This is a genomic window from Parabacteroides hominis (assembly GCF_014287585.1).
Lineage (GTDB): Bacteria > Bacteroidota > Bacteroidia > Bacteroidales > Tannerellaceae > Parabacteroides > Parabacteroides hominis.
Genome location: NZ_JACOOJ010000023.1, coordinates 43,486 through 64,340, shown reverse-complemented (window position 1 = coordinate 64,340; position 20,855 = coordinate 43,486). Strand labels below are relative to the sequence as shown.

Annotated in this window: 18 protein-coding genes; 6 read left to right on the top strand and 12 right to left on the bottom strand. The window is 47.3% G+C overall.

The window, feature by feature from the left end:
* Positions 1–90: 90 nt before the first annotated feature.
* On the bottom strand, positions 91–1,116 hold the full coding sequence (locus tag H8S65_RS13145) for a FecR family protein (protein WP_186930409.1): 1,026 nt from the start codon (positions 1,114–1,116) through the stop codon (positions 91–93).
* Between the two features lie 143 nt (positions 1,117–1,259).
* On the opposite strand from H8S65_RS13145, the gene gpmA reads away from it, so the two are divergent.
* The 3 genes from gpmA (at position 1,260) to H8S65_RS13130 (ending at position 3,550) form a co-directional block, all read left to right on the top strand.
* Positions 1,260–2,012 carry a 2,3-diphosphoglycerate-dependent phosphoglycerate mutase gene (gene gpmA, locus H8S65_RS13140; RefSeq protein ID WP_186930408.1) on the top strand — a complete coding sequence of 251 codons (753 nt, stop codon included), beginning with the start codon at positions 1,260–1,262 and terminating at the stop codon, positions 2,010–2,012.
* Positions 2,013–2,150: 138 nt separating this feature from the next.
* On the top strand, positions 2,151–2,660 hold the full coding sequence (locus H8S65_RS13135; protein WP_186930425.1) for an RNA polymerase sigma-70 factor: 510 nt from the start codon (positions 2,151–2,153) through the stop codon (positions 2,658–2,660).
* Positions 2,661–2,788: 128 nt separating this feature from the next.
* Positions 2,789–3,550 (top strand): exodeoxyribonuclease III, encoded by a 762-nt coding sequence (locus tag H8S65_RS13130; protein ID WP_186930407.1) that lies wholly within the window; start codon positions 2,789–2,791, stop codon positions 3,548–3,550.
* On the opposite strand, the gene H8S65_RS13125 is transcribed toward H8S65_RS13130, so the two are convergent.
* The 7 genes from H8S65_RS13125 to H8S65_RS13095 all read right to left on the bottom strand — a co-directional run bounded on the left by H8S65_RS13125 (position 3,520) and on the right by H8S65_RS13095 (position 11,236).
* Positions 3,520–4,482: a tRNA-dihydrouridine synthase family protein gene (locus H8S65_RS13125; RefSeq protein ID WP_186930406.1), complete on the bottom strand. Its 963-nt coding sequence runs from the start codon at positions 4,480–4,482 to the stop codon at positions 3,520–3,522. The two genes, H8S65_RS13130 and H8S65_RS13125, sit on opposite strands and share 31 nt — an antisense overlap.
* Entirely contained in the window at positions 4,479–5,147 is a 669-nt protein-coding gene (gene lipB, locus H8S65_RS13120; RefSeq protein WP_186930405.1) for a lipoyl(octanoyl) transferase LipB, read from the bottom strand. Before lipB ends, H8S65_RS13125 begins: the two co-directional genes overlap by 4 nt.
* A complete protein-coding gene (mtgA, locus tag H8S65_RS13115) occupies positions 5,144–5,962 on the bottom strand; it encodes a monofunctional biosynthetic peptidoglycan transglycosylase (protein WP_186930404.1) in 819 nt (272 codons plus the stop codon). The genes lipB and mtgA overlap by 4 nt, the downstream gene beginning before the upstream one ends.
* A gap of 35 nt (positions 5,963–5,997) precedes the next feature.
* Entirely contained in the window at positions 5,998–7,542 is a 1,545-nt protein-coding gene (gene xylE, locus H8S65_RS13110) for a D-xylose transporter XylE (protein WP_186930403.1), read from the bottom strand.
* An 87-nt stretch (positions 7,543–7,629) separates the two neighbouring features.
* Positions 7,630–8,958: a xylose isomerase gene (gene xylA / locus H8S65_RS13105; protein ID WP_186930402.1), complete on the bottom strand. Its 1,329-nt coding sequence runs from the start codon at positions 8,956–8,958 to the stop codon at positions 7,630–7,632.
* 40 nt (positions 8,959–8,998) lie between these two features.
* Positions 8,999–10,486, bottom strand: a complete 1,488-nt coding sequence (locus H8S65_RS13100; protein ID WP_186930401.1) for a xylulokinase — start codon at positions 10,484–10,486, stop codon at positions 8,999–9,001.
* 9 nt (positions 10,487–10,495) lie between these two features.
* Positions 10,496–11,236, bottom strand: a complete 741-nt coding sequence (locus H8S65_RS13095) for an NUDIX hydrolase (protein ID WP_186930400.1) — start codon at positions 11,234–11,236, stop codon at positions 10,496–10,498.
* 227 nt (positions 11,237–11,463) lie between these two features.
* On the opposite strand from H8S65_RS13095, the gene H8S65_RS13090 reads away from it, so the two are divergent.
* Together H8S65_RS13090 and H8S65_RS13085 are read left to right on the top strand one after the other, a co-directional pair.
* Positions 11,464–13,284 carry a TrkH family potassium uptake protein gene (locus tag H8S65_RS13090; protein WP_186930399.1) on the top strand — a complete coding sequence of 607 codons (1,821 nt, stop codon included), beginning with the start codon at positions 11,464–11,466 and terminating at the stop codon, positions 13,282–13,284.
* A gap of 15 nt (positions 13,285–13,299) precedes the next feature.
* Positions 13,300–13,986: a potassium channel family protein gene (locus H8S65_RS13085; protein WP_186930398.1), complete on the top strand. Its 687-nt coding sequence runs from the start codon at positions 13,300–13,302 to the stop codon at positions 13,984–13,986.
* A gap of 7 nt (positions 13,987–13,993) precedes the next feature.
* Here the strand turns inward: H8S65_RS13085 and H8S65_RS13080 are convergent, their stop codons facing one another.
* Entirely contained in the window at positions 13,994–15,271 is a 1,278-nt protein-coding gene (locus H8S65_RS13080; protein WP_186930397.1) for a hemolysin family protein, read from the bottom strand.
* A 203-nt stretch (positions 15,272–15,474) separates the two neighbouring features.
* Positions 15,475–15,762: a hypothetical protein gene (locus H8S65_RS13075; RefSeq protein WP_255489201.1), complete on the bottom strand. Its 288-nt coding sequence runs from the start codon at positions 15,760–15,762 to the stop codon at positions 15,475–15,477.
* 308 nt (positions 15,763–16,070) lie between these two features.
* On the opposite strand from H8S65_RS13075, the gene H8S65_RS13070 reads away from it, so the two are divergent.
* Complete coding sequence (locus tag H8S65_RS13070) at positions 16,071–16,499, top strand: HIT family protein (protein ID WP_186930395.1); 429 nt, start codon at positions 16,071–16,073, stop codon at positions 16,497–16,499.
* 98 nt (positions 16,500–16,597) lie between these two features.
* Here H8S65_RS13070 and H8S65_RS13065 read toward each other — a convergent pair whose 3' ends face one another.
* Both H8S65_RS13065 and H8S65_RS13060 read right to left on the bottom strand, forming a co-directional pair.
* The gene (locus H8S65_RS13065) at positions 16,598–17,539 is read right to left on the bottom strand and encodes a sugar phosphate isomerase/epimerase family protein (RefSeq protein ID WP_186930394.1); all 942 of its coding nucleotides are present in this window, start codon (positions 17,537–17,539) and stop codon (positions 16,598–16,600) included.
* 904 nt (positions 17,540–18,443) lie between these two features.
* Positions 18,444–20,828 (bottom strand): ABC transporter permease, encoded by a 2,385-nt coding sequence (locus tag H8S65_RS13060; protein WP_186930393.1) that lies wholly within the window; start codon positions 20,826–20,828, stop codon positions 18,444–18,446.
* Positions 20,829–20,855: the final 27 nt, after the last annotated feature.

The window sequence follows — 20,855 nt, the reverse complement described above, 5'->3', positions numbered from 1 at the left end:
GGAATGCGTCAACATTCTTCCGTATGTTTTTTTAATTCCTTTTATGTCTTCATGGGCAATCCGATTTAAAATGGTTATACACTCTATTTTTTATTTTGATATTTCTATTACTGATATTTGCAACGTATTGTCGGTATTCATCACCGGCTTCTGTATCTTATACTTAATACCGGAAGCGAGTTTGAGATATTCCATAACCTGCGGCAACTGCTCATCCTTGAAACGCGCCGTGATAACCGAATTCAGCACATCGTTATCCTTCACGTCAAACCTGACATTGTAATGGCGGCTCAACATCTTCAAAACCTGTCGCATCGAATGGTTACGGAAAATGACTTCACCGTTTATCCAGGCCGTGTCGTAATCCGTATTGACGGAAGTAATATTCAGTTTGCAGGTCGATTTCGAAAATTCGGCTCTTTCATCCGGCTTTAAAAGCTGGGAAACCGTTTTGCCGTTTTTCTGATTAATATTCAGTTTTACAGACCCTTCCACCAATGTGGTCCCGATCACCTCATCATCCCGGTAAGCCGACACGTCGAAAGTGGTTCCTAAAACTTCTATCGAATAGGCTGGATCGACTTTTACGATGAAAGGCTTTTCCGGATCTTTCGTTACTTCAAAATAGCCTTGTCCGGTCAATTCCACCTGGCGACTTTCGGACCAGAAGTTCTGCGGATAGGTCAGTGTACTTCCTGCATTCAGCCAAACTTTCGTGCCGTCAGGCAGTTCAAAGCGGGAAACCACTCCGGGATTGGTGCGCACTTCAACCATGCGCACCCTTTCACGTCCTAACTGCATAAACATATATGCAGATAAAATCAATACCGGAATGAACAACACTGCTGCTACTTTTTGCAATAAAGACAAATTCCTATACAACCTAACTTTTTTATTTTGTTTACGTACTTTCGATTTAAAACGGACAAGCGCCATTTCAGGGTCTACAGACTGCATGACATGCAGGCGATCCGTTACTTGTAACGTGAAATATAACTGCTCGAGCACCTTTTCATTTGCGGGCGACTCCGCCAACCAGGCTTCAACCTCGGCTTGTTCGCTCTTAGTCTGTGTCCCGTCCAGATACTTGATTAATATGTTTTCGTCTATTGTCATCTTTTTTTCCTGTTTCTATAACTAATACAATCCAGAAAAAGGATGTACTAAACGAAAAAGCGATTTTTTTTCAAGAATTTATAAAATCTTTTTCATCATCTCATCTGTTATATTAATAATCAATTAGTTATAAAGTTAAGCATATGAAAAAAATAGTTTTACTTCGCCACGGCGAAAGTGTTTGGAACAAAGAAAACCGTTTTACGGGATGGACAGATGTCGATCTTACCGAAAAAGGCGTAGAGGAAGCGACAAAGGCCGGTGACTTATTGAAAGAAAAAGGATTCAAATTCGACAAAGCGTACACATCTTATCTGAAACGTGCTGTTAAAACATTGAATTGCGTTCTGGACCGGATGGATCAGGATTGGATTCCGGTAGAAAAGAGTTGGCGGCTGAATGAAAAGCATTATGGCTCGTTACAAGGACTGAATAAAAGCGAGACGGCTGAAAAATATGGAGATGAACAAGTACTGATATGGCGCAGAAGTTATGATATCGCCCCTCAACCTCTGAAAGAAGACGACCCGCGCAATCCGCGTTTCGAACTCCGTTATAAAGATGTACCCGATAGCGAACTGCCCCGTACCGAATCATTGAAAGATACGGTGGAACGAATTTTGCCATATTGGAAAGAAGTGATCTTCCCTTCGCTCGAAACATCCGACGAGATATTGGTAGCCGCTCACGGGAACAGCCTGCGTGGGATTATCAAATATCTGAAAAATATCCCGGACGACGAGATCGTACATCTTAACCTGCCGACAGCCGTGCCGTACGTATTTGAATTTGACGATAATATGAATCTTGTGAACGATTATTTTCTCGGCGATCCGGAAGAAATTAAAAAATTAATGGATGCAGTAGCTAATCAAGGAAAGAAAGATAAAAAATAAAGCCAGGGAGTATTTGTTCTATTTTGAATAAGAATCGCTCTTTATTCAAAATAATTCATTAAGTTTGCAATAAAAAAGAACCTGGTGGTCTACGAAAACGAAGAAACTATACACAAATTAAATAGCGGTGACGAACAAATGTTCGACACCGTTTATAAACAATATTACAGGGGGCTATGTGCCTTTGCCTCTCAATACGTAGCAGAATCCGAATGTGAAGAAATTGTACAGGATGTTATGATGTGGGTATGGGAAAACCATACCCTTTTAAATCCGGAAATGTCCCTGAAATCCCTGTTGTTTACGATGGTTAAAAACCGCTGCCTGAATAATATAACCCACAATCAAATCAAACAACAAGTCAGGGAAAAATTATATGATAAATTCAAAGATCAGTTTGAAGATCCTGACTTTTATCTGGAAGGAGAATTGATCGCTTTGGTAACCAAAGCGATCCGGGAGCTCCCGGAGGATTATAGACTGGCGTTCGAACTGAACCGTTTCCACCATCTTACTTATAATGAGATCGCAGACCGGACAGGTGTTTCTCCTAAAACTATTGCATACCGTATCTGCCAATCCCTGAAAATACTCCGTACGGAACTAAAAGACTATATGCCGCTACTGCTTTGGCTGCTTTATAAATAGGTGTTTCATCTGCTCGAAGCGCATATTTGGTGTTTACAACTGCTAAATGTAAAAGAATTATGATTTATGGCTGATGAATTATGAATTTAAATTACATTTGCCTTATCATTAAAAATAAGTATTAGGAGATGAAAATTATCACATACAATGTAAACGGCCTGCGTGCCGCCGTAGGAAAAGGATTGCCCGAATGGCTGGCACAAGAACAGCCCGACGTGCTTTGTCTGCAGGAAACCAAGTTGCAACCGGATCAATACCCGGCCGAAGCATTTGAGTCGCTCGGCTACAAAGCGTGGCTTTTCAGTGCGCAGAAGAAAGGTTACAGCGGGGTTGCGATCCTGAGCCGCCGCGAACCGGACCACGTGGAATATGGGATGGGGATCGAAAAGTACGATAACGAGGGACGTTTCATCCGGGCCGATTTCGGGGATCTGTCGGTGATCAGCGTTTACCACCCTTCGGGTACGAGCGGCGACGAGCGTCAGGCATTCAAGATGGAATGGTTGGAAGATTTCCAGAACTATGTGGTGGAGTTGCAAAAGTCGCATCCGAAACTGATCTTATGCGGGGATTACAACATCTGCCACGAGCCGATCGATATCCATGACCCGATACGCAATGCGACGAACAGCGGCTTCCTCCCGGAAGAGCGGGAATGGATGACTCGTTTCCTGGATGCCGGCTACATCGATACTTTCCGCCTCCTCAACCCGGACAAACAAGAATATACCTGGTGGAGTTACCGTTTCAGCGCCCGTGCCAAAAACAAGGGCTGGCGCATCGACTATTGCATGGTCAGCGAACCGATGAAAGAACAGGTGGAAAAAGCGTATATCTTAAATGAGGCCGTCCATTCGGATCATTGTCCGGCGGTGATCGAGGTATCGTAAATTAAATTCCTCACCGCCTCCTGGTAATCAGCCAACCGGGAGCTTTTCAGGACTTTTTTCCGAAGCCGTTTCTCTGCATCCGGCAGCAGATAGTCCCAAAGAGTCTTTATTTTGTCAAGTATCTGATGTTCGCCTCCCTCCAGACGGGAAGAATAGCCCGCTATTAGTAAGGTATGGAAAGCGGACAGCTTTTCCTTCTTCTCCTGGGCAGTAAGCGGGATATCGGATATATATTCCGTTGCCAACCAAGGAGAAGACAGCAGACCGCGTCCGAGCATGATACCCTTCAAACGGGGGAAACGTCCGGCTAACAAACGAATATCCGGCAAAGTCCGGATATCGCCATTATAAAAAAGCGGAAGCGAGCATGAATCGTAAAACCGGGAGAAAGCCTTCTGGTCCGTCTCTCCTTTATATTGCTGCGTGCCGATCCGCGGATGCAGCGTGAGATGCGTGAGGGGCAGCCCATTCAGAAAAGGAAGAAGTGCCTGTGCCTCATCCGATGAATCCCAGCCTAACCGCAGTTTGACCGAGAACTGTATCTCCGGAAATTCAAAAATCGTTTCCAACAACGCTTTCACCTCATCCGGATAAGGCAGGATACCCGCTCCCCGGTGTTGTCGTGCCTGCATAGGGAAAGGACAACCTAAATTAATATCGGCACGCCGATAGCCCGACTCACGAAACAAACCGGCAATCCGGCGGAATTCTTCGGGCGAGGCTGCGATCATCTGGGGAACCAGCGAGGCGGATGTATTTGCTTCCGGTGCAAGATCCCGTAGCTCCTTATTGCGGAAGCCACCCTTTTCAAGACGGACAAACGGAGTGTAATAGGTCTCGACTCCCCCGAATATTTGTGCATGCGCTTCCCTGTAAACCGAGTCGGTATAACCCTGCAAAGGGGCGAAATGAATAGCATACGGTTCCATCATTCCGGAAACATTTCAGTGAAGAGTGAATGAAGACGTGCTTTGGCCGCTTCGAAATCCTGCTCCGCCCCCAATTCTTTCTCAAGCGAGGTAACCCCTTTATCTTTAAAGCCGCAAGGATTGATCAAGGAGAAGTAATCCAAATCCGTATTTATATTCAAAGCAAAGCCGTGCATGGTAACGAAACGGCTGCTTTTCACACCGATCGCACAAATCTTACGGGCTTTTCCCGGTACATCGGGATCGATCCACACACCTGTAGCTCCCGCGAGTCGCTCCCCTTTAATACCATAAAGAGCTAAAAAACGGATAATCGTTTCTTCCAGCCTGTCGATGTATTGCTTGAGCCCCAACTTCCAAACGTCGAGATCGAAGACCGGATATCCGGTAATTTGTCCTGGCCCGTGATACGTGATATCCCCTCCCCGGTTGATATGGTAGAAAGAAATACCCCGCTGTACAAGCAGTTCTTCCGGGATCAGCAGGTTGGCATCCTTGCCGCTCTTCCCAATGGTCAGTACCGGCTGGTGTTCGCAGAAAAACAACCGGTTTTCTCCGGTCATGCCTTGCGCTTTCGCCTCCAACAGGGCGTTGAAAGCAGCCGTTTGGCGTTCCAGTGCCTTTTCATACTCGATACGTCCGAGATCGTGATATACAAAATGACTCATATGATTATCGTTCTTGTGTGAATATTCTTTTCGGACAGACGGACCGTCGTGCCGGATTCCGCCCGGAGCTTCTTCCGTTTACGCACTTTTTTGCTGCCGGATTCAGGATCGGGATCACCGCTGTCATGCCCCATTTCGATCTTAAGCAGTTTTCCCATCAGCGACATGATCTTCGCCTGCCGTTTCAACATATAAGGAGAAGGTTTTGCCGAATTGAACTTGCGGGGATTCGGCAAGGTCGCGGCGATCAGAGCCGCCTCCGCCTTCGTCAGTTTATAGGCCGGCTTTTTAAAATGAGCCTGTGCGACTGCTTCGGCACCATAAATACCGTCTCCCATTTCGATCGAGTTCAGGTAGACTTCCATGATGCGTTCCTTTCCCCAGATCCATTCGATCAGGACGGTGAAATAAGCCTCGATGCCTTTTCGCAAATAGGTCCTTCCGGGCCATAGGAACACGTTCTTGGCGGTCTGTTGCGAGATGGTGCTCGCCCCGCGTACGCGTTTGCCTTTTTCGGCATCGGCACGGGCTTTCTGAATCTGTGTCATATCGAAACCGTGATGGTCGAGAAAAAGATTGTCTTCCGAAGCCACGACCGCCTGTGCCAATGGCTGGGCGATCTTCTTCATCGGCACCCATTTGTGTTCCAACTTGAAGGGCTTACCATCCTGGAACTGTTCGTACATCCGGATAAACATCAGCGGAGTGTAGTAAACAGGAATGAACTTATATGCCACCACAGCCAACAAACTGGAAACAAACAGGAACAGCAACAGGTTCCGGCCTCCTATCAGTATTTTTTTCAGTATGCGCATCGATTCATGTCTTTTCGAACGGCAAACTTACGGATTTATTTCCAATATTGTTCCATCTGCTCCAGTGTCTTACCTTTGGTTTCGGGAACGAATTTCCAGATAAACAGGGCAGCCAGCACTCCCATGACACCATAAACCCAGTAGGCCATACCATGATTGAACGTATCGGTCAGATACTGGTTCTTATCGAGCATCGGGAAAGTCCAGGAGACAAGGAAATTGGCAATCCACTGCCCTGCAACGGCTATACTCATCACCGTCGAGCGGATCGTATTCGGGAAAATCTCCGCCAACAATACCCAGCAGACCGGTCCCCACGACATCGCGAAACCTGCCGTGTACACCAACATGCAAACCAGCGAGCCGATACCGACGGAATGCGTATAGAAAGTCGTCCCCAGGATCATCATCGAGACAGCCATGACCAATGCCCCGATAATCATCAATGGACGGCGTCCGAACCGGTCGACCGTAAAGATAGCCAGCACGGTAAAGGAAAGGTTCACGGCTCCCACCACGATCTGCTGCAACAAGGCGGCATCGGTGGCAGCCCCCATTGTCTTAAAGATCTCCGGCGCATAATACAACACGACGTTGATCCCGACAAACTGCTGGAAACCGGACAGCATGACACCGACAAATATGATCAGCATGCCGAACGAACGTACGGGGAAGACTAAGGAAACAAAAAAACTACCGATCAAGGCGATCTCCAAAGCACTCGTATTGCCAGCCAGTTCCAGTGCCCCGTACAAAAGCAGAAACAGCACCAGCCACATCCCCATAAACAGGAAATAGGGACGCATGGAGGGTTCCTTTTTCCTGAAACTTTCTTTTATTTCTACCAGTTCAGGAGCCGCTTTTTCTTTTCCCATCAAGCGGTCCAGTACAGACTGGGCCTTATCCGTTTTGCCACGCATCACCAAATAACGGGGCGTTTCCGGCACAAACATCAGAAGGAACAGGAAGAGCAAAGCCGGGACGATCTCGGACGCGAACATCCAACGCCAGCCGATCGCATGCAGCCAGGCGGCATTTCCCTGCAACGCAATGCTGTAATTCACAAAATAGACGACAAGCATACCGAAGATGATCGCGAACTGATTCCACGACACTAAGTTTCCCCGTTTCTCCGCCGGCGCCATCTCGGCAATATACATCGGAGAAACCATAGAAGCCAATCCGACTCCTACCCCTCCGACAATCCGGTAACACACAAAAAGGTACATGTACGTGTGGTCGCCGCTGCCGGGCATTCCGACAAACAGCTCCGGCCATGCCGAACCGATTGCCGACAACAAAAACAGGATAGCAGCCAACACAAGCGTAGGTTTCCGTCCATACCGCTGGCTGATCCAGCCGGCAAAAGAAGCGCCTAAGATACAACCGATCAGGGCACTGCTCACAACGAACCCCTCAAGCGCATTCGCCTGATCCAATGGTAACCCGAAAGGTTCGATAAAGAATTTACGCAGCGATTCGACCGTCCCGGATATCACCGCCGTATCATATCCGAACAATAATCCCCCCAATGTCGCAACAAGGGTAATTCCAAAAATGTAGTAGTTGTTGTTTTTCACGATAGAGATTCATATAGGTAAATAATGGTTTATCCGTTACTTTTGGTTTGATTCAAAAGTAACGGATAAACCATTATTTATATGTTATTAAATGTACTGGTTGATAATCATCTCATACAACTCCTGTTTTCCGCTGATCTGCTTCGGTTCGCCACCGGCATGGGCGATCGTACGCAGGTCTTCGAGGAGAAGTTTGCCTTCTTCGAACTTCTTGCCGTCACCCTGGTCGAAGCTGGCGTAACGTTCGGCACGCATTTTCTTGTAATCGGAATGTTCCAGGATATCGGCGGCGGCCATCAAAGCACGGGCAAAGGAATCCATACCGCTGATATGAGCCAGGAAGATATCATCCAGATCGGTCGAGTTACGGCGTGTCTTGGCATCGAAGTTCGTACCTCCGGTAGTCAGGCCGCCTGCTTCGAGGATAACCAGCCAAGCCTGTGTCAGTTCGTAGATGTCAACCGGGAACTGGTCCGTATCCCAACCATTCTGATAATCACCGCGGTTCGCATCGATGCTGCACAACATACCGGCATCGGCGGCAGCCTGAAGCTCATGTTCGAATGTATGTCCGGCCAATGTGGCATGGTTCACTTCGATATTGATGGCAAAATCTTTGTCGAGGCCATAATGGCGCAGGAAACCGATAACCGTTTCCGTATCCACGTCATACTGATGTTTAGTCGGTTCCATCGGCTTAGGCTCTACCAGGAAAGTACCCTTGAACCCGTTCTTGCGGGCATAGTCACGTGCCATCGTCAACATCATGGCAAGATGTTCCTTTTCGCGCTTCATGTTGGTGTTCAGCAAGCTCATATACCCTTCACGTCCGCCCCAGAACACATAGTTTTCGCCACCTAAGGCTATACAAGCGTCGATCGCGTTCTTGATCTGCGTGCCGGCACAAGCCACAGCAGGGAAATAAGGATTTGTGGCAGCCCCGTTCATATAACGTTTATGCCCGAACACATTGGCGGTAGACCACAACAACTTCTTCCCGGTCGCTTCCTGGTGTTGTTTGGCATATTCGACCATCGTATGCAGGTCCTTCTCGAATTCGGCCAATGTCGGCGCTTCATCCACAACATCCACATCGTGGAAACAATAGTAAGGGATGTTACATTTCGTCATAAATTCGAAAGCAGCATCCATTTTATACTTGGCACGGGAAATACGGTCCGCCCCTGCATTCCAAGGAAAAGTTTTCGTTCCTCCACCGAACTGGTCGGCCCCTTCAGCACACAATGTATGCCAATAGGCCATAGCGAAACGCAGGTGGTCTTTCAGAGTTTTACCCATTACGACCTTGTTTTCATCATAGTAATGAAAAGCCATCGGATTTTTTGACTCGCGTCCTTCAAACTCTATTTTTCCTATTCCCGGAAAAAATTCTTTTTCACCTTTAAAGTAATTCATGATAATAAGTATTTTATTGATTATACAATTTTTTCGTTTATTACGCCAGTGCTTTCTCCAACCGTTCTTTCCAGACCTCGAAAGCCCCGCAGTACTTGTCCGCTTTCAGCCCGTCCGGCTCTATCACATCGATCTTTTTCAGGGAAGCAAACGCCTCTTCCGCCGACGTATAGATACCCGCACCGATACCGGCGCCTTTGGCAGCCCCGACAGCCCCGTTCGTATCGTAAAGTTCGATCACCGTCCCCGTCACGCCTGCCAACGCATCCCGGAAAATCGGGCTTAGGAACAGATTGGCATTACCGGCACGGATCACCCCGATATCGATTCCCATCTCATTCATGATATCCATGCCATACTTAAAAGAGAACACGATCCCTTCCTGAGCGGCACGGGCGATATGGGCTTTATTGTGAATATTGAAATTCAATCCATGAATGGAGCAGTCCACCTGCTTGTTCTGCAACATACGCTCCGCACCGTTTCCAAAAGGCAGGATCGACAGACCTTCCGAACCGATAGGAACGGTTGCCGCCAACTCGTTCAAGGCAGGGTAGTCTATGCCTTCCGGAGCCACATTCCGCTTCACCCACGAATTGAGGATTCCCACACCGTTGATACACAGAAGGACACCTAAACGCGTCTGGTCGACCGAATGGTTCACATGCGCAAACGTATTCACACGGGACAGCGTGTCGTAGTTCACCTTGCCGTTCACACCGTACACGACCCCCGATGTGCCGCCCGTAGCAGCTATTTCACCCGGATTCAGGACATTCAGCGACAACGCATTGTTCGGTTGGTCGCCTGCCCGATAGGTAACCGGCGTACCCTTCTTCAAGCCCAACTCCGAAGCAACCGATCCGAGCAATTCCCCTTGCACGCCGAAAGTCGGACGGATATCCGGGATCAGTTCCTTGCTGAACCCGAAATAGTTCATCAAGTCTCCGGAAACGCTGTTATTCCTGAAATCCCAGAAAATTCCTTCCGAAAGGCCCGAAACAGTCGTTACGATATCGCCCGTCATGCGCATGGCGATAAAGTCGCCTGGCAACATAAATTTGTATACCTGTTCGAATATCTGCGGTTCGGACTCCTTCACCCATGCAAGTTTGGAAGCCGTAAAGTTTCCGGGTGAGTTCAGCAGGTGCGCCAGGCATTGCTTTTCGCCAATCGCCTTGAAAGCGTATTCGCCATAGATCACCGCACGGCTGTCACACCAGATAATGGACGGACGCAACACCTGCATCTTCTTGTCCACCAGCACAAGCCCGTGCATCTGGTACGAGATGCCGATCGCATCTATCTCCGTTCCCTTGATGCCCGCCTTCGTGATCGCGCCCTTTATCGCTTCTTTCAGATACATCCACCAGCCATCCGGATTCTGCTCAGCCCATCCGGGACGTACGGCTTTGATCGCCGCCTCTTCTTTCGGATAAAAATCGGAAGCAAGCGTCAGCCCCGTATCTTTATCGACAATCGAAGCCTTCACCGAAGAGCTTCCGATATCACAACCTAATAAACACATACTATATCTTTATATCTTATTAAACTTCGAATGTAACTTGTTATATTTCACCTTGTCGAACCGGTAATAGCGGGCTGCCCGGTGGTTCACTCCCGTTTCCACTTCATCTGTTTGCACGACGTATTCCATCGCCGCCATCTTTTTATGGAAATTGCGCACATCTATCGCCTTATTATAAATGATCTCGAAAATGCGCCGCAACTGATAGGCCGTAAACTTCGACGGAAGATAATCGAAAACGATACCCGGTTCGACATCTACCCACCGCCGTATCTCCTCGCCGGCAGCTTCAACAATCTCCTTATGGTCGAATGGCAGATGTGGCAATTCATTGACAGGCGCCCAGATAAGGGTATCGGACATCTCACCCTTCGTCATTTTCTTCCCGAACTTGCACAACGCCAGATAAGCGACCGTCACGATTCGTGTGATCTTCATCTTGGAAGCATTTTCCAGCCATTGCACATCTTCTTTATTCTTGGTACGGGCTGGAGATCCAAAAGTGCGGAACTGTTTCAGGGCAACACGTTTCAGGCCTGTCGCTTCGTTCAAGACACGATAAGCGGCCGTATCCAAATCTTCACTCTCATAAATCAGGCTTCCCGGCAGTTTGTAGTGTTTCTCGTCACTACCGGCAACTTGTCTTTCGACGAGCAACACGCACAGTTTATCTTCGTTTGCCCCAAGCAATACGCAATCGACCGAAACGTGTGGATAAAACATGTCACGCTTATTTTCCTGTGTTTCCATAATATCATAATAAAGATTCTCCGCAAATATAAGGTTAAAAACGACATACGACATAATGTAATTCAAACAATATCTACTTAAGAAAACCAAAATCCCGCTATTTAACATACGTTACCACTCGCTAAAAAAGGAACAGTGCCGAACCTGAATTATAGTGCGATTATCCAGAAAGGGAAGATACTTCTAACATTTATTTAATACATTTGTTATTTAAAAAAAGACGCACTATGGATATCAAACATCTACAGTTCTCATTCCGAATGTACTGGGCTAATATGAAGGGCTTACTGAACGTGGTGGCCGAAGGGATCATACTTGTCGCCTCGCTCGCCTCCCTCTTCATCCTGGTCTATCAGTTCGGATTCAAATATTCGGCCCATGTCACCCATATGCTGGAAGCAAGCCGGGTTTATCTCTTGTTAGCTTTCTTTACGGGGATATCGCTCCGGTATATTTTGAAATTCAAAGAGATCATACAAGAGAAGATGTTATATCTGGATATCGGCATTTATTTTTTCCTCTTTGCCGTACTATCGGGAAAAGTATTTTTTAAAGAAGCCATCCATCAGTCGTTGCCTTACCTCGGTTTCCTTACGGAACCGCTGTTCGTCTATTTCCTCCTGCTGTTGCTGAGTGCCATTCATTTGTCGCGGCAGACGTTCACGCTGCTGCAAAGCCATATTAAGCCGTCCCTCCTGTTCCTGCTGAGTTTCGTGTTTGTCATCCTTGTCGGTTCAGGATTGCTGATGTTGCCAAACGCCACGGTGCACGGGATTCATTTCGTAGACGCTCTGTTTATCTCGACCACCTCCGTCTGCGTGACCGGACTGACGACAGTCGATGTGGCAACGACATTCACACATACGGGACATCTCATCATTATGTTTCTTATCCAGATCGGCGGTATAGGAGTCATGACTTTTACCAGTTTTTTCGCCCTTTCCTTTATGGGGCATTCATCTTTCACCAGCAAGCTCGTACTGAAAGACATGCTGAACGAAGACCGGGTGAACGGACTGTTCCGGGTGATCCTTAACATCCTGTTCGTGACACTGTTTATCGAAGGCATAGGGGCTTACCTGATTTATCTGGATATAAAGGGAGCTTTACCGGGAGGCACGCAGGAAGAATTGTTCTATGCAGTATTTCATGCCGTTTCGGCTTTCTGTAATGCGGGGATCTCGACCCTGAGCGGGAATATGTATGATCCGCTGGTCGCCCAAAAGTACAACCTGCATGTCTGGATCGCCTTGCTCATCGTATTCGGAGGGTTAGGCTTCCCGATTGTCTTCAACTACCTGAAGCTGTTAAGACATTTGCTTGTCAATACGTTCAAGATCGTGATCGGGCAGCAGAAGCATTATATCCATACTCCCCGAATTATCAATATCAACACGTACATCGTGGTGATCAGCACGCTGGTATTGCTTGCCGGCGGTACCTTTTTCTACTACCTGCTGGAAATGGATAATACGCTTGCTGGATTGCCGTTCAGGGGACAGCTTGCCAATGCATTCCTGGGAGCCGTCACCCCACGTACGGCCGGATTCTGCGTCGCGGATATGGGGACGCTGACTACCGGGACGCTTATGCTGACACTGATCCTGATGATAATAGGCGCCGCTCCCATGTCTACCGGCGGCGGTTTGAAAGTAACGACCGTCTGTGTCGCCCTGCTGACCGCGCACAACGCCGCCCGCGGAAAAGAGAATGTGGAAATCCGCAAACGTGAAATATCACCGGAAACCATACGCAGGGCTTTCGCCACAATCGTTTTCTATTTCTGCTGGCTGGGGTTGGCCGTCTGGGTACTGTCCATTACCGAAAAAGGCGTATCGGTCTTTACCTTGACCTTCGAGGTCGTATCGGCACTCAGCACGGTAGGGTTAAGTTTGAATTTCAGCCCGTTGCTGAGTATGTCAGGAAAACTGGTCATAATCTTCACCATGCTGGTCGGGCGTATCGGCATACTGACCTTCTTTATCAGTTTCTACAAGGAATACAAAAAGAAGAATTATACCTATCCACAGGAAAATATATTAATGTAACATAAAGAATACAATATGAAATATTTAGTAATCGGATTAGGAAACTTAGGACGTGCCATCGCCGAAAGCCTGACACGTATCGGAAATGAAGTGATCGGCGTAGATATCAACCCGCATAAAATCGAAGCGGTCAAACATACCATATCCGGAGCAATCAGCCTCGACACGACGGACAAGGATGCTTTGAACACGCTGCCTCTGAACGAGATGGATGCCATCTTCGTCACCTTCGGCAAAGACTTCGGGACCTCCATACAGACTGTTGCCTTGCTAAAAAACTTAGATGTGAACAAACTGATCGTACGGGGGATCTCTCCCATCCACGAAGCAGTGATCCGCTCGATCGGCGTTGCTGAGATCATTACTCCGGAGGATGATTTTGCCGGTATGTACGCATCCCAATCCTTACTTGGGGAACTTTTCAAACAATGGTACAGGGTGACGAGTACGCATCATCTCTATAAGATAAAAGCACCTGCTACCTTTGTCGGACAGACCCTACAGACCATAGACCTGGAAGAGAATTTCGGAGTGCGCCTTGTCGGTATCGAACGTCCCAAAACAGAACGCAACCTGATCGGGTTGAAACAAACCCAATACTTCGTCATCAACAAAATCACCGATGACCTGAGAGTAGAAGAGGGTGATTTGCTCATCCTCTTCGGCAAGATGGAAGTGTTGCACAAACTGGCAGAGATTTAACGCCGGTTTATTCTTTTTGCGGTATCCTGGTTACCAAAACCTTATCTATACGAGCACCGTCCATATCGACGATCTCGAATTCGAAGTTCAGCCAGCTCAATTTCTCGCCGGTCTTCGGAACCCGTTCCAGAATCTCCAGGATCAGGCCGCTGAGCGTATTATAGTCGTGCTCGGCATACAAATCTTCCATGTCGAAATATTCAAGGAAGTCATAGAAACTGTACTGCCCGTCCACCAGCCAGGTTCCATCAGCCCGCTCGACGATCTCGGCCTCTTCCCCCACATCGGGAACCTGCCCGATCAGACCTTCCATGATATCTTTCAGAGTAACAATCCCCTGGATGCCTCCGAACTCGTCCGTGACGATGCCATATTTCACACGCGCCTGCTTGAACTGTTCCAACGCATTATACACACTCTGGTTTTCCGGCATAAACTCCGCAGGACGTATCACCTGGGACAAAGAGAAATCCGGCTCGTCGATACGACCGAACAAGTCTTTCAGATAAACGACGCCTTTTATATCGTCAAACTTTCCGGCGGCAACCGGATAGATGTTGAATAGATTTTCCTGTACTTTCCCGCGTATCTGCTCGATGCTGTCCGTCAGGTCCAACCATACAAGTTCGCTACGATGTGTCATGATAGAACCGACATTACGGTCGCCCAGATTAAACACACGTTCCACGATGTCCTGCTCGACTTCCTGCACTTCGCCGACATCAAAGCCCTCTTTGACAATCGCTTTGATCTCTTCTTCCGTCACCCTGTTTTCCTCAGTCGCATCGGTTCCGATCAGTTTGACGGTCAATGCCGTACTCTTGGATAACAGCCACACGAAAGGCGAGGCGATCAGCGAGAGAAAATTCATAGGTTTGGCAACCAGCATCGACACCCGCTCCGCATAGCCCATACCGATACGTTTAGGGACCAGCTCGCCCATGATCAGTGTCAGATAGGTGACGATCACGACAATCGTAGTTTTCGAGACTCCCAGTGCATAGGGTTCCAGAAAAGGGACATGGCGCACGTGTTCTGCCAAGTCAGACGCAAAAGCCTCGCCCGAATACAAACCGGTCAAAATGCCGATAAGCGTAATCCCGATCTGGATAGTCGAAAGAAACCGATCCGGTTCGTTTGCCAGCTTCAAAGCTGTTTTAGCAGATTTGTTACCACGTTTTGCTTCTACTTCGAGGCGCGCTTTACGTGCCGACACCAAAGCAATTTCCGACATAGAAAGAAGGCCGTTCAATAAGATAAGACCAATAATAATAAATATTTCCATTTGCTATATACACAGCGATTGATTAGAGAAGCGAAGATATGAATTATTCGAACTCTCACGTCTAACAAGATGAAAATAAATCTAATTAATATATAAAAAAAGCCATTCTATCTTCGCAGACAGAACAGCTTTATGTGTCGATAAGTTTTACTAACTCTTCTTAAAGTTTTATTAGAAAAACAGTATCGGGAGATAGATACATATTATTCGATTACCTCGCCCTGCTCATTCAGAACAACCGTCTGTTCCTTCTGATCTTTGTCGGCAAGCACGACTTTGTACTTCTTGGCGCCATCGGCACCGGCAACATAGGCTTCCTTCACTGTGCTGCCCTCGTAAGACTTGACAATCGCATCCTGTACGGCTTGAGGAAGTTCTTTAACCTCGATTTTCACGAAATCATCCTGCATTACGTTTTCAACTGATGCCTGTACTGCTGATGCCTGTACACTTTGTGATGCGAATGCCACACATGCTGCTACTGCAACCATTAAAACAATCTTTTTCATGACTCTAACAATTTAAAAGTTAATACCTAAGTGATTACTAAAACCTTTATTCAATCTGATCAAATAAGTACAAGGATCGTACCACAACAGCGTGCCAAAAACATGAGAAAGTATTCCAGAGCTTACAAAATAAGGGGTAAAAAAGCAGCATCTCACCGGATGCCAAACCGCAAAACGTGGGAAAGAGTGTAGAAGTCCGTGTATTTTTTCTACAATAAATGTGGCATACCTCTCCCAATCTCCATTTTAATTGTTAATTTAGCCGCATCATTAATGAAATCTAATAAAATATGAATTTAAGTGATCCCAAAGATTGTCTGTATTGCCAGAACAATCAGACTTTACACGATCTGATGATCGAAATTGCTCCCCTCTCGGTATCCAGACTGTTCCTGTTTAAAGAACAAAGCTATCACGGGCGTTGCCTGGTTGCCTACAAAGACCATGTGCACGACTTGAACATGCTTAGCGATGAAGAGCGGAACGCATTTATGGCCGATGTCGTACGGGTGACCCGTGCGATGCAGAAAGTGTTCAATCCGCAGAAGATTAATTACGGCGCTTATTCGGATAAGCTGTCGCACCTTCACTTCCACCTGGCCCCGAAATATGAAGGAGGCCCTGATTTTGGAGGAACATTCACCATGAACCCGCAAAAAGTGTACTTGACGGATGCGGAATACCAGGATATGGTTGAAAAGATAAAAGAGGCGTTATAAGGTAGACGCGAATGACACGGATAACGCGGATAAACAAATTATAAAATCCGCATTATTCGCGTCATACGCATCTACTCTATTAATGCTTCTGCGTCTACTTACTTTACAAATGAAGATTTCAGCAGGTAACCGGCACTTTTTTTCACGCCTTCGAACTGCTTGCCGCTATCGGTTCCTTCCATTTCAACGAAAAAGTCTTTATAACCGTTCGCATAAAAATGCTTGAAGATCTGTTCGAAATTCATCATGCCGGAATCTCCTAAGACGTAGCGGTCCTTGATGTGGAGCACTTTGATACGGTCTGCATATTTTTTGATATACTCGACCGGGTCTTGCTGGCCCATAACCGCCCAGTAAACGTCCATCTCAAAGAATACCAATGACGGATCGGTATTTGCCAGGAAGATGTCATACACCTTTTCGCCTTTGTTATGGCGTCCGAACTTCATTTCCGTACCGCCGGGAACCACTTTCGCAAACTCCATATCGTGGTTATGGTAACCGAACGGAATACCGGCTGCTTTCACGATCTTTCCTGCTTCATTGAAGACTTCACAGACATATTTCGTTTCTTCCACATTCCGGGTACTGGGCTGACCGGGCTGGACCAGATATTTCACACCTAACTTGGCATGGTCGTCAGCCGTCTTTTTCCAGAATTCCTTTATTGTATTCAGATTGTCTTTCGTATATTCGCGGACAGGAGGATTTACATGCGAACTCAGGATCTTAATACCGGCATCATCCGCCATCTTCTTAAAGTCCATCAATTCGATATCACGGATCTTACCTTTACCATAACCGGCAAGTTCAATGGTCTGATAACCCATCTTTTTCAATTTCTTCATTCCTCCCGGAACATCCTTGTATAGCTCGTCGCCTAAAGAATAGATTTGCAAACCGATATTCTTAGCTGCCATCGCTTCGGAAGCGGCAGATGTCGCAGGCTGCGCTGCAACGGCATTCCCTACTTTACCGGCCATCAGGCCACCCAACGTAAACAGGGACGCATTTCTCAAAAAGTTTCTTCTATTGATCATGGTCTATTAAATTTAGATTGCTCCAAAGGTATGATTTTATTCTGAAAGTTATTTTATTTTCATCTAAAAAACGATGGCAACCTCACCAAAATATTCCATTGCATAAATGGTTCACTTCTTGGCAGATTTGAAACATAAATAATGATTTATCAGTGAGCTAACAGACAAAGCTGCGCCTTATGCCGCAGGCTCTCTTTTGCCGTCTGCTTCAGCAGACGGTTTAAAAGATTTAGAGGCAAAGCCTCTTCCTTTGTGGACTTCAGTCCCTTTCATCTATTGTATTAAAAGGGGGTAAACCCCACAGAGGAACCGGCAAAGCCGGAACAATCATCTATCCGTCTGCTGAAGCAGACGGCAAAAGAGAGCCTGCGGCACAAGACGCTGCCTTGTCTGTTTGCTCACCCATAAATCATCATTTACAGGTTCAAATATTCTTAGATTATCCTCTAAATACCCTCTGGCTATTTTATTTAATCAGGGTTCACACTGTCCGGAGGACTCTGTAGATCAGCATGTTGCTGTGAACCCTGTGAATGCAAGATTAAAAAAAGGCGGGATTGATCGATAGGATTGGATGATCGTAAACCGGTTTCACAGCCTTCACAACAAATCGCTGGCCATTAGCCTTTTACCAGCCCGTGAACCCTGTTTTCTGTTTTTGTCATATAAGGGATCGGATTGGTTCCTGTCCCGTAAAATATAGGTTATAGGCTAAAAAATACAGCCTTTAGCCTGTCCGGGAAAAGCCTATAGGGTAGCAGCAAAAAGGTAGGCATCTATCCGGCAACCGATGCCGACCTTTTCGGGAAGCGACAGGCATCTATAGGAACAACTTCACAGACATACAAGGATATATTCAGGTGCGATTGCCCTGTTAAAAACAGGATAACCACACCTAAATATTTCAGTTATCGTTCTTAATGCTTTCGACCGGATTAGCTGTAGCAGCTTTCCAACTTTGGAAAATGACGGTTGCCAGTGTTATGACCATCACGACAAACAGAGCGGCTACAAACACCCACAGATAGAGGGGCGTCTTATAGGCAAAACCCTCCAACCACTTTGTCACGCCGTACCAGGCAAGCGGAGCAGCCAGAACGAAACAGATCAAGACTATGGCGACATAGCGTTTGCTCAACATCTCCAATATGCCGCCGACAGTCGAACCGTGCACCTTACGGATACCGATCTCTTTCTTCCGGTACTGCGACTCGAACACAACCAGGCCGAACACACCTACCAGCGAAATGATGATCGCCAGCAGGCTGAACAGGAATACCATCATGCTCAGGTTCTCTTCCTGCCGGTAAAGGCTGTCGAGTATGGTATCGTAAAACTGCACATCCACCGGATAAGCCGGATCGATCTCCGCCACTGTTTTACGGATATGGCTGACCGCTTCCGCCAGGTCGGCCCCGGCTTTGATGCGTATATAAGAGACCGGCAGCGACCCCCAATAATTAATGATCAGCACGCCGCCTTCCAGGTTGCCCCGAAGCGAAGAGAAATGCGTATCCTTCACCGAACCGGCGATCTCGATGGGATAGTCCTCACCCAGCCAGGGAATGATAAAGGAATCTCCATCTTTCATATCGTACCGCTTACGCATGGAGTCGAAAACGATAAACGTCATTTTCTCCCCCTTTTCATCGCTTTCCGTCAATTGCCGTCCGTCCGTGCGTTGCATCCCCATCACATCTATAAAATTCCACGACACAGGCAGAGCGTCGAGCTGTACGCCTTGATCCTTATAGCTTCCTCCCCACGTCATATAACGATCCTGAGCGCCTAACTTCTGCTGGGAAAAGGCGACGTCCTCTATCCCCGGATATTCTTTCAGCTTATTGACATACAGACCCTTGCTCTCACCCTCCATCTTCCCGTTCAACTCCACGACGGCAATACGGTCTTTGTCAAACCCAAGCGGGAAATGCTGCATATACCGGTTTTGCAGGTAGATAAAGAAAGCCCCGATAATCAAGACGATCGACACCACAAACTGGAACCCCATCAATACCGTACGCAGCTTGCGTCCGGCAGGCGACAGCCCGAACGATCCTTTCAAAACCAATGCAGGCGGGAACGAAGTGATATAATATGCCGGATATAAACCTGCAATCAATCCCACTACCAATGACAACGCGCCGACCGACACCAGCAACTCCACATTATTGGCCAACGTCAGATCCGCCTTCACAAAAGCGAGTATTTCGGGACGGTTCAGCAGATAAATCAGGAACAGGGACAACAGGAATGAAAGAAAAGCGATCCCCATCGCCTCCACCAGGAGCGACAGGCGTAAAACCGCATCCGGGCTTCCCAACACTTTCTGCGTATTGATGCTCTTGATCCGCAAAGGTGTCAACGCAGTGCTGAAGTTTGTAAAATTGATAGCTGCCACGACAATGATCAGAAAGGCGATCACCACCAGCAGCCGGGTTGTCTCCGGGTTGCCGCTCTTGACCAGGTTGCCATCCTGAGACTCGTTGAGGTAATAGATATCTTCGAATGGACGGAGCGATATTTGCACATCTTCGTCCCCCTCATGGCTCTTGCTGAAATCGAACGTGCGGCTGAAATTTTCGGCCACTGTCGCGGGAGAAGCGTCCGGGGCCAGCATGACATAGCAATAGTAATTCCGGCTGATCCAGCTATCCTTCGTCTTGTCATCGTTCAGAGCCGTATAAATGATGTTATTCAGTTGCGTATTGCCGGGAAAATCTTTATACACGCCTCCTACGACCAGGAAACCATTAGCTTTCTTACCCCACATGCTTTCCTCCATATTCAGCCGCTTCCCGACCGCCGGGTCATGGCCGAAAAACTTACGTGCCATGCTTTCCGGGATCAGCACATTCTCGCCATCTTTGAGGCAATCGGCTCTCCCTTCCAGCATCTCGAAACGGAACATGTCCGTGATTTCAGGATAACAGGTAATGAAAGACTCTTTAAAACCCACTTTGTCCTGCCCCTGCATAATCGTAAAATAGTAGTCGCCGGTATAAGGGCAATACAAAGTCGCACGCTCGATCAGAGGCGACGATGCAATCACCGCATCAATAAACGGGCGGCTATGGATGATCAGTCCTTTATAGTCCTTCACATCCACCTCGACGCGGTAAATACGCGAAATGTTCGGATGGCAACTGTCGAACGTACGCTCGTAGCGAACCTGCATCATGATTATGATAAAAGCCGCAAAAGAGACCGACAATCCGACTACGTTTAAGGTCGTAGCCAGCCTAAACCTTCTCAACGCGCTTAGGAAATTTCTTAGAATCGTTTTCATCTCCATTAGTTTTATTAGATGGTCCTC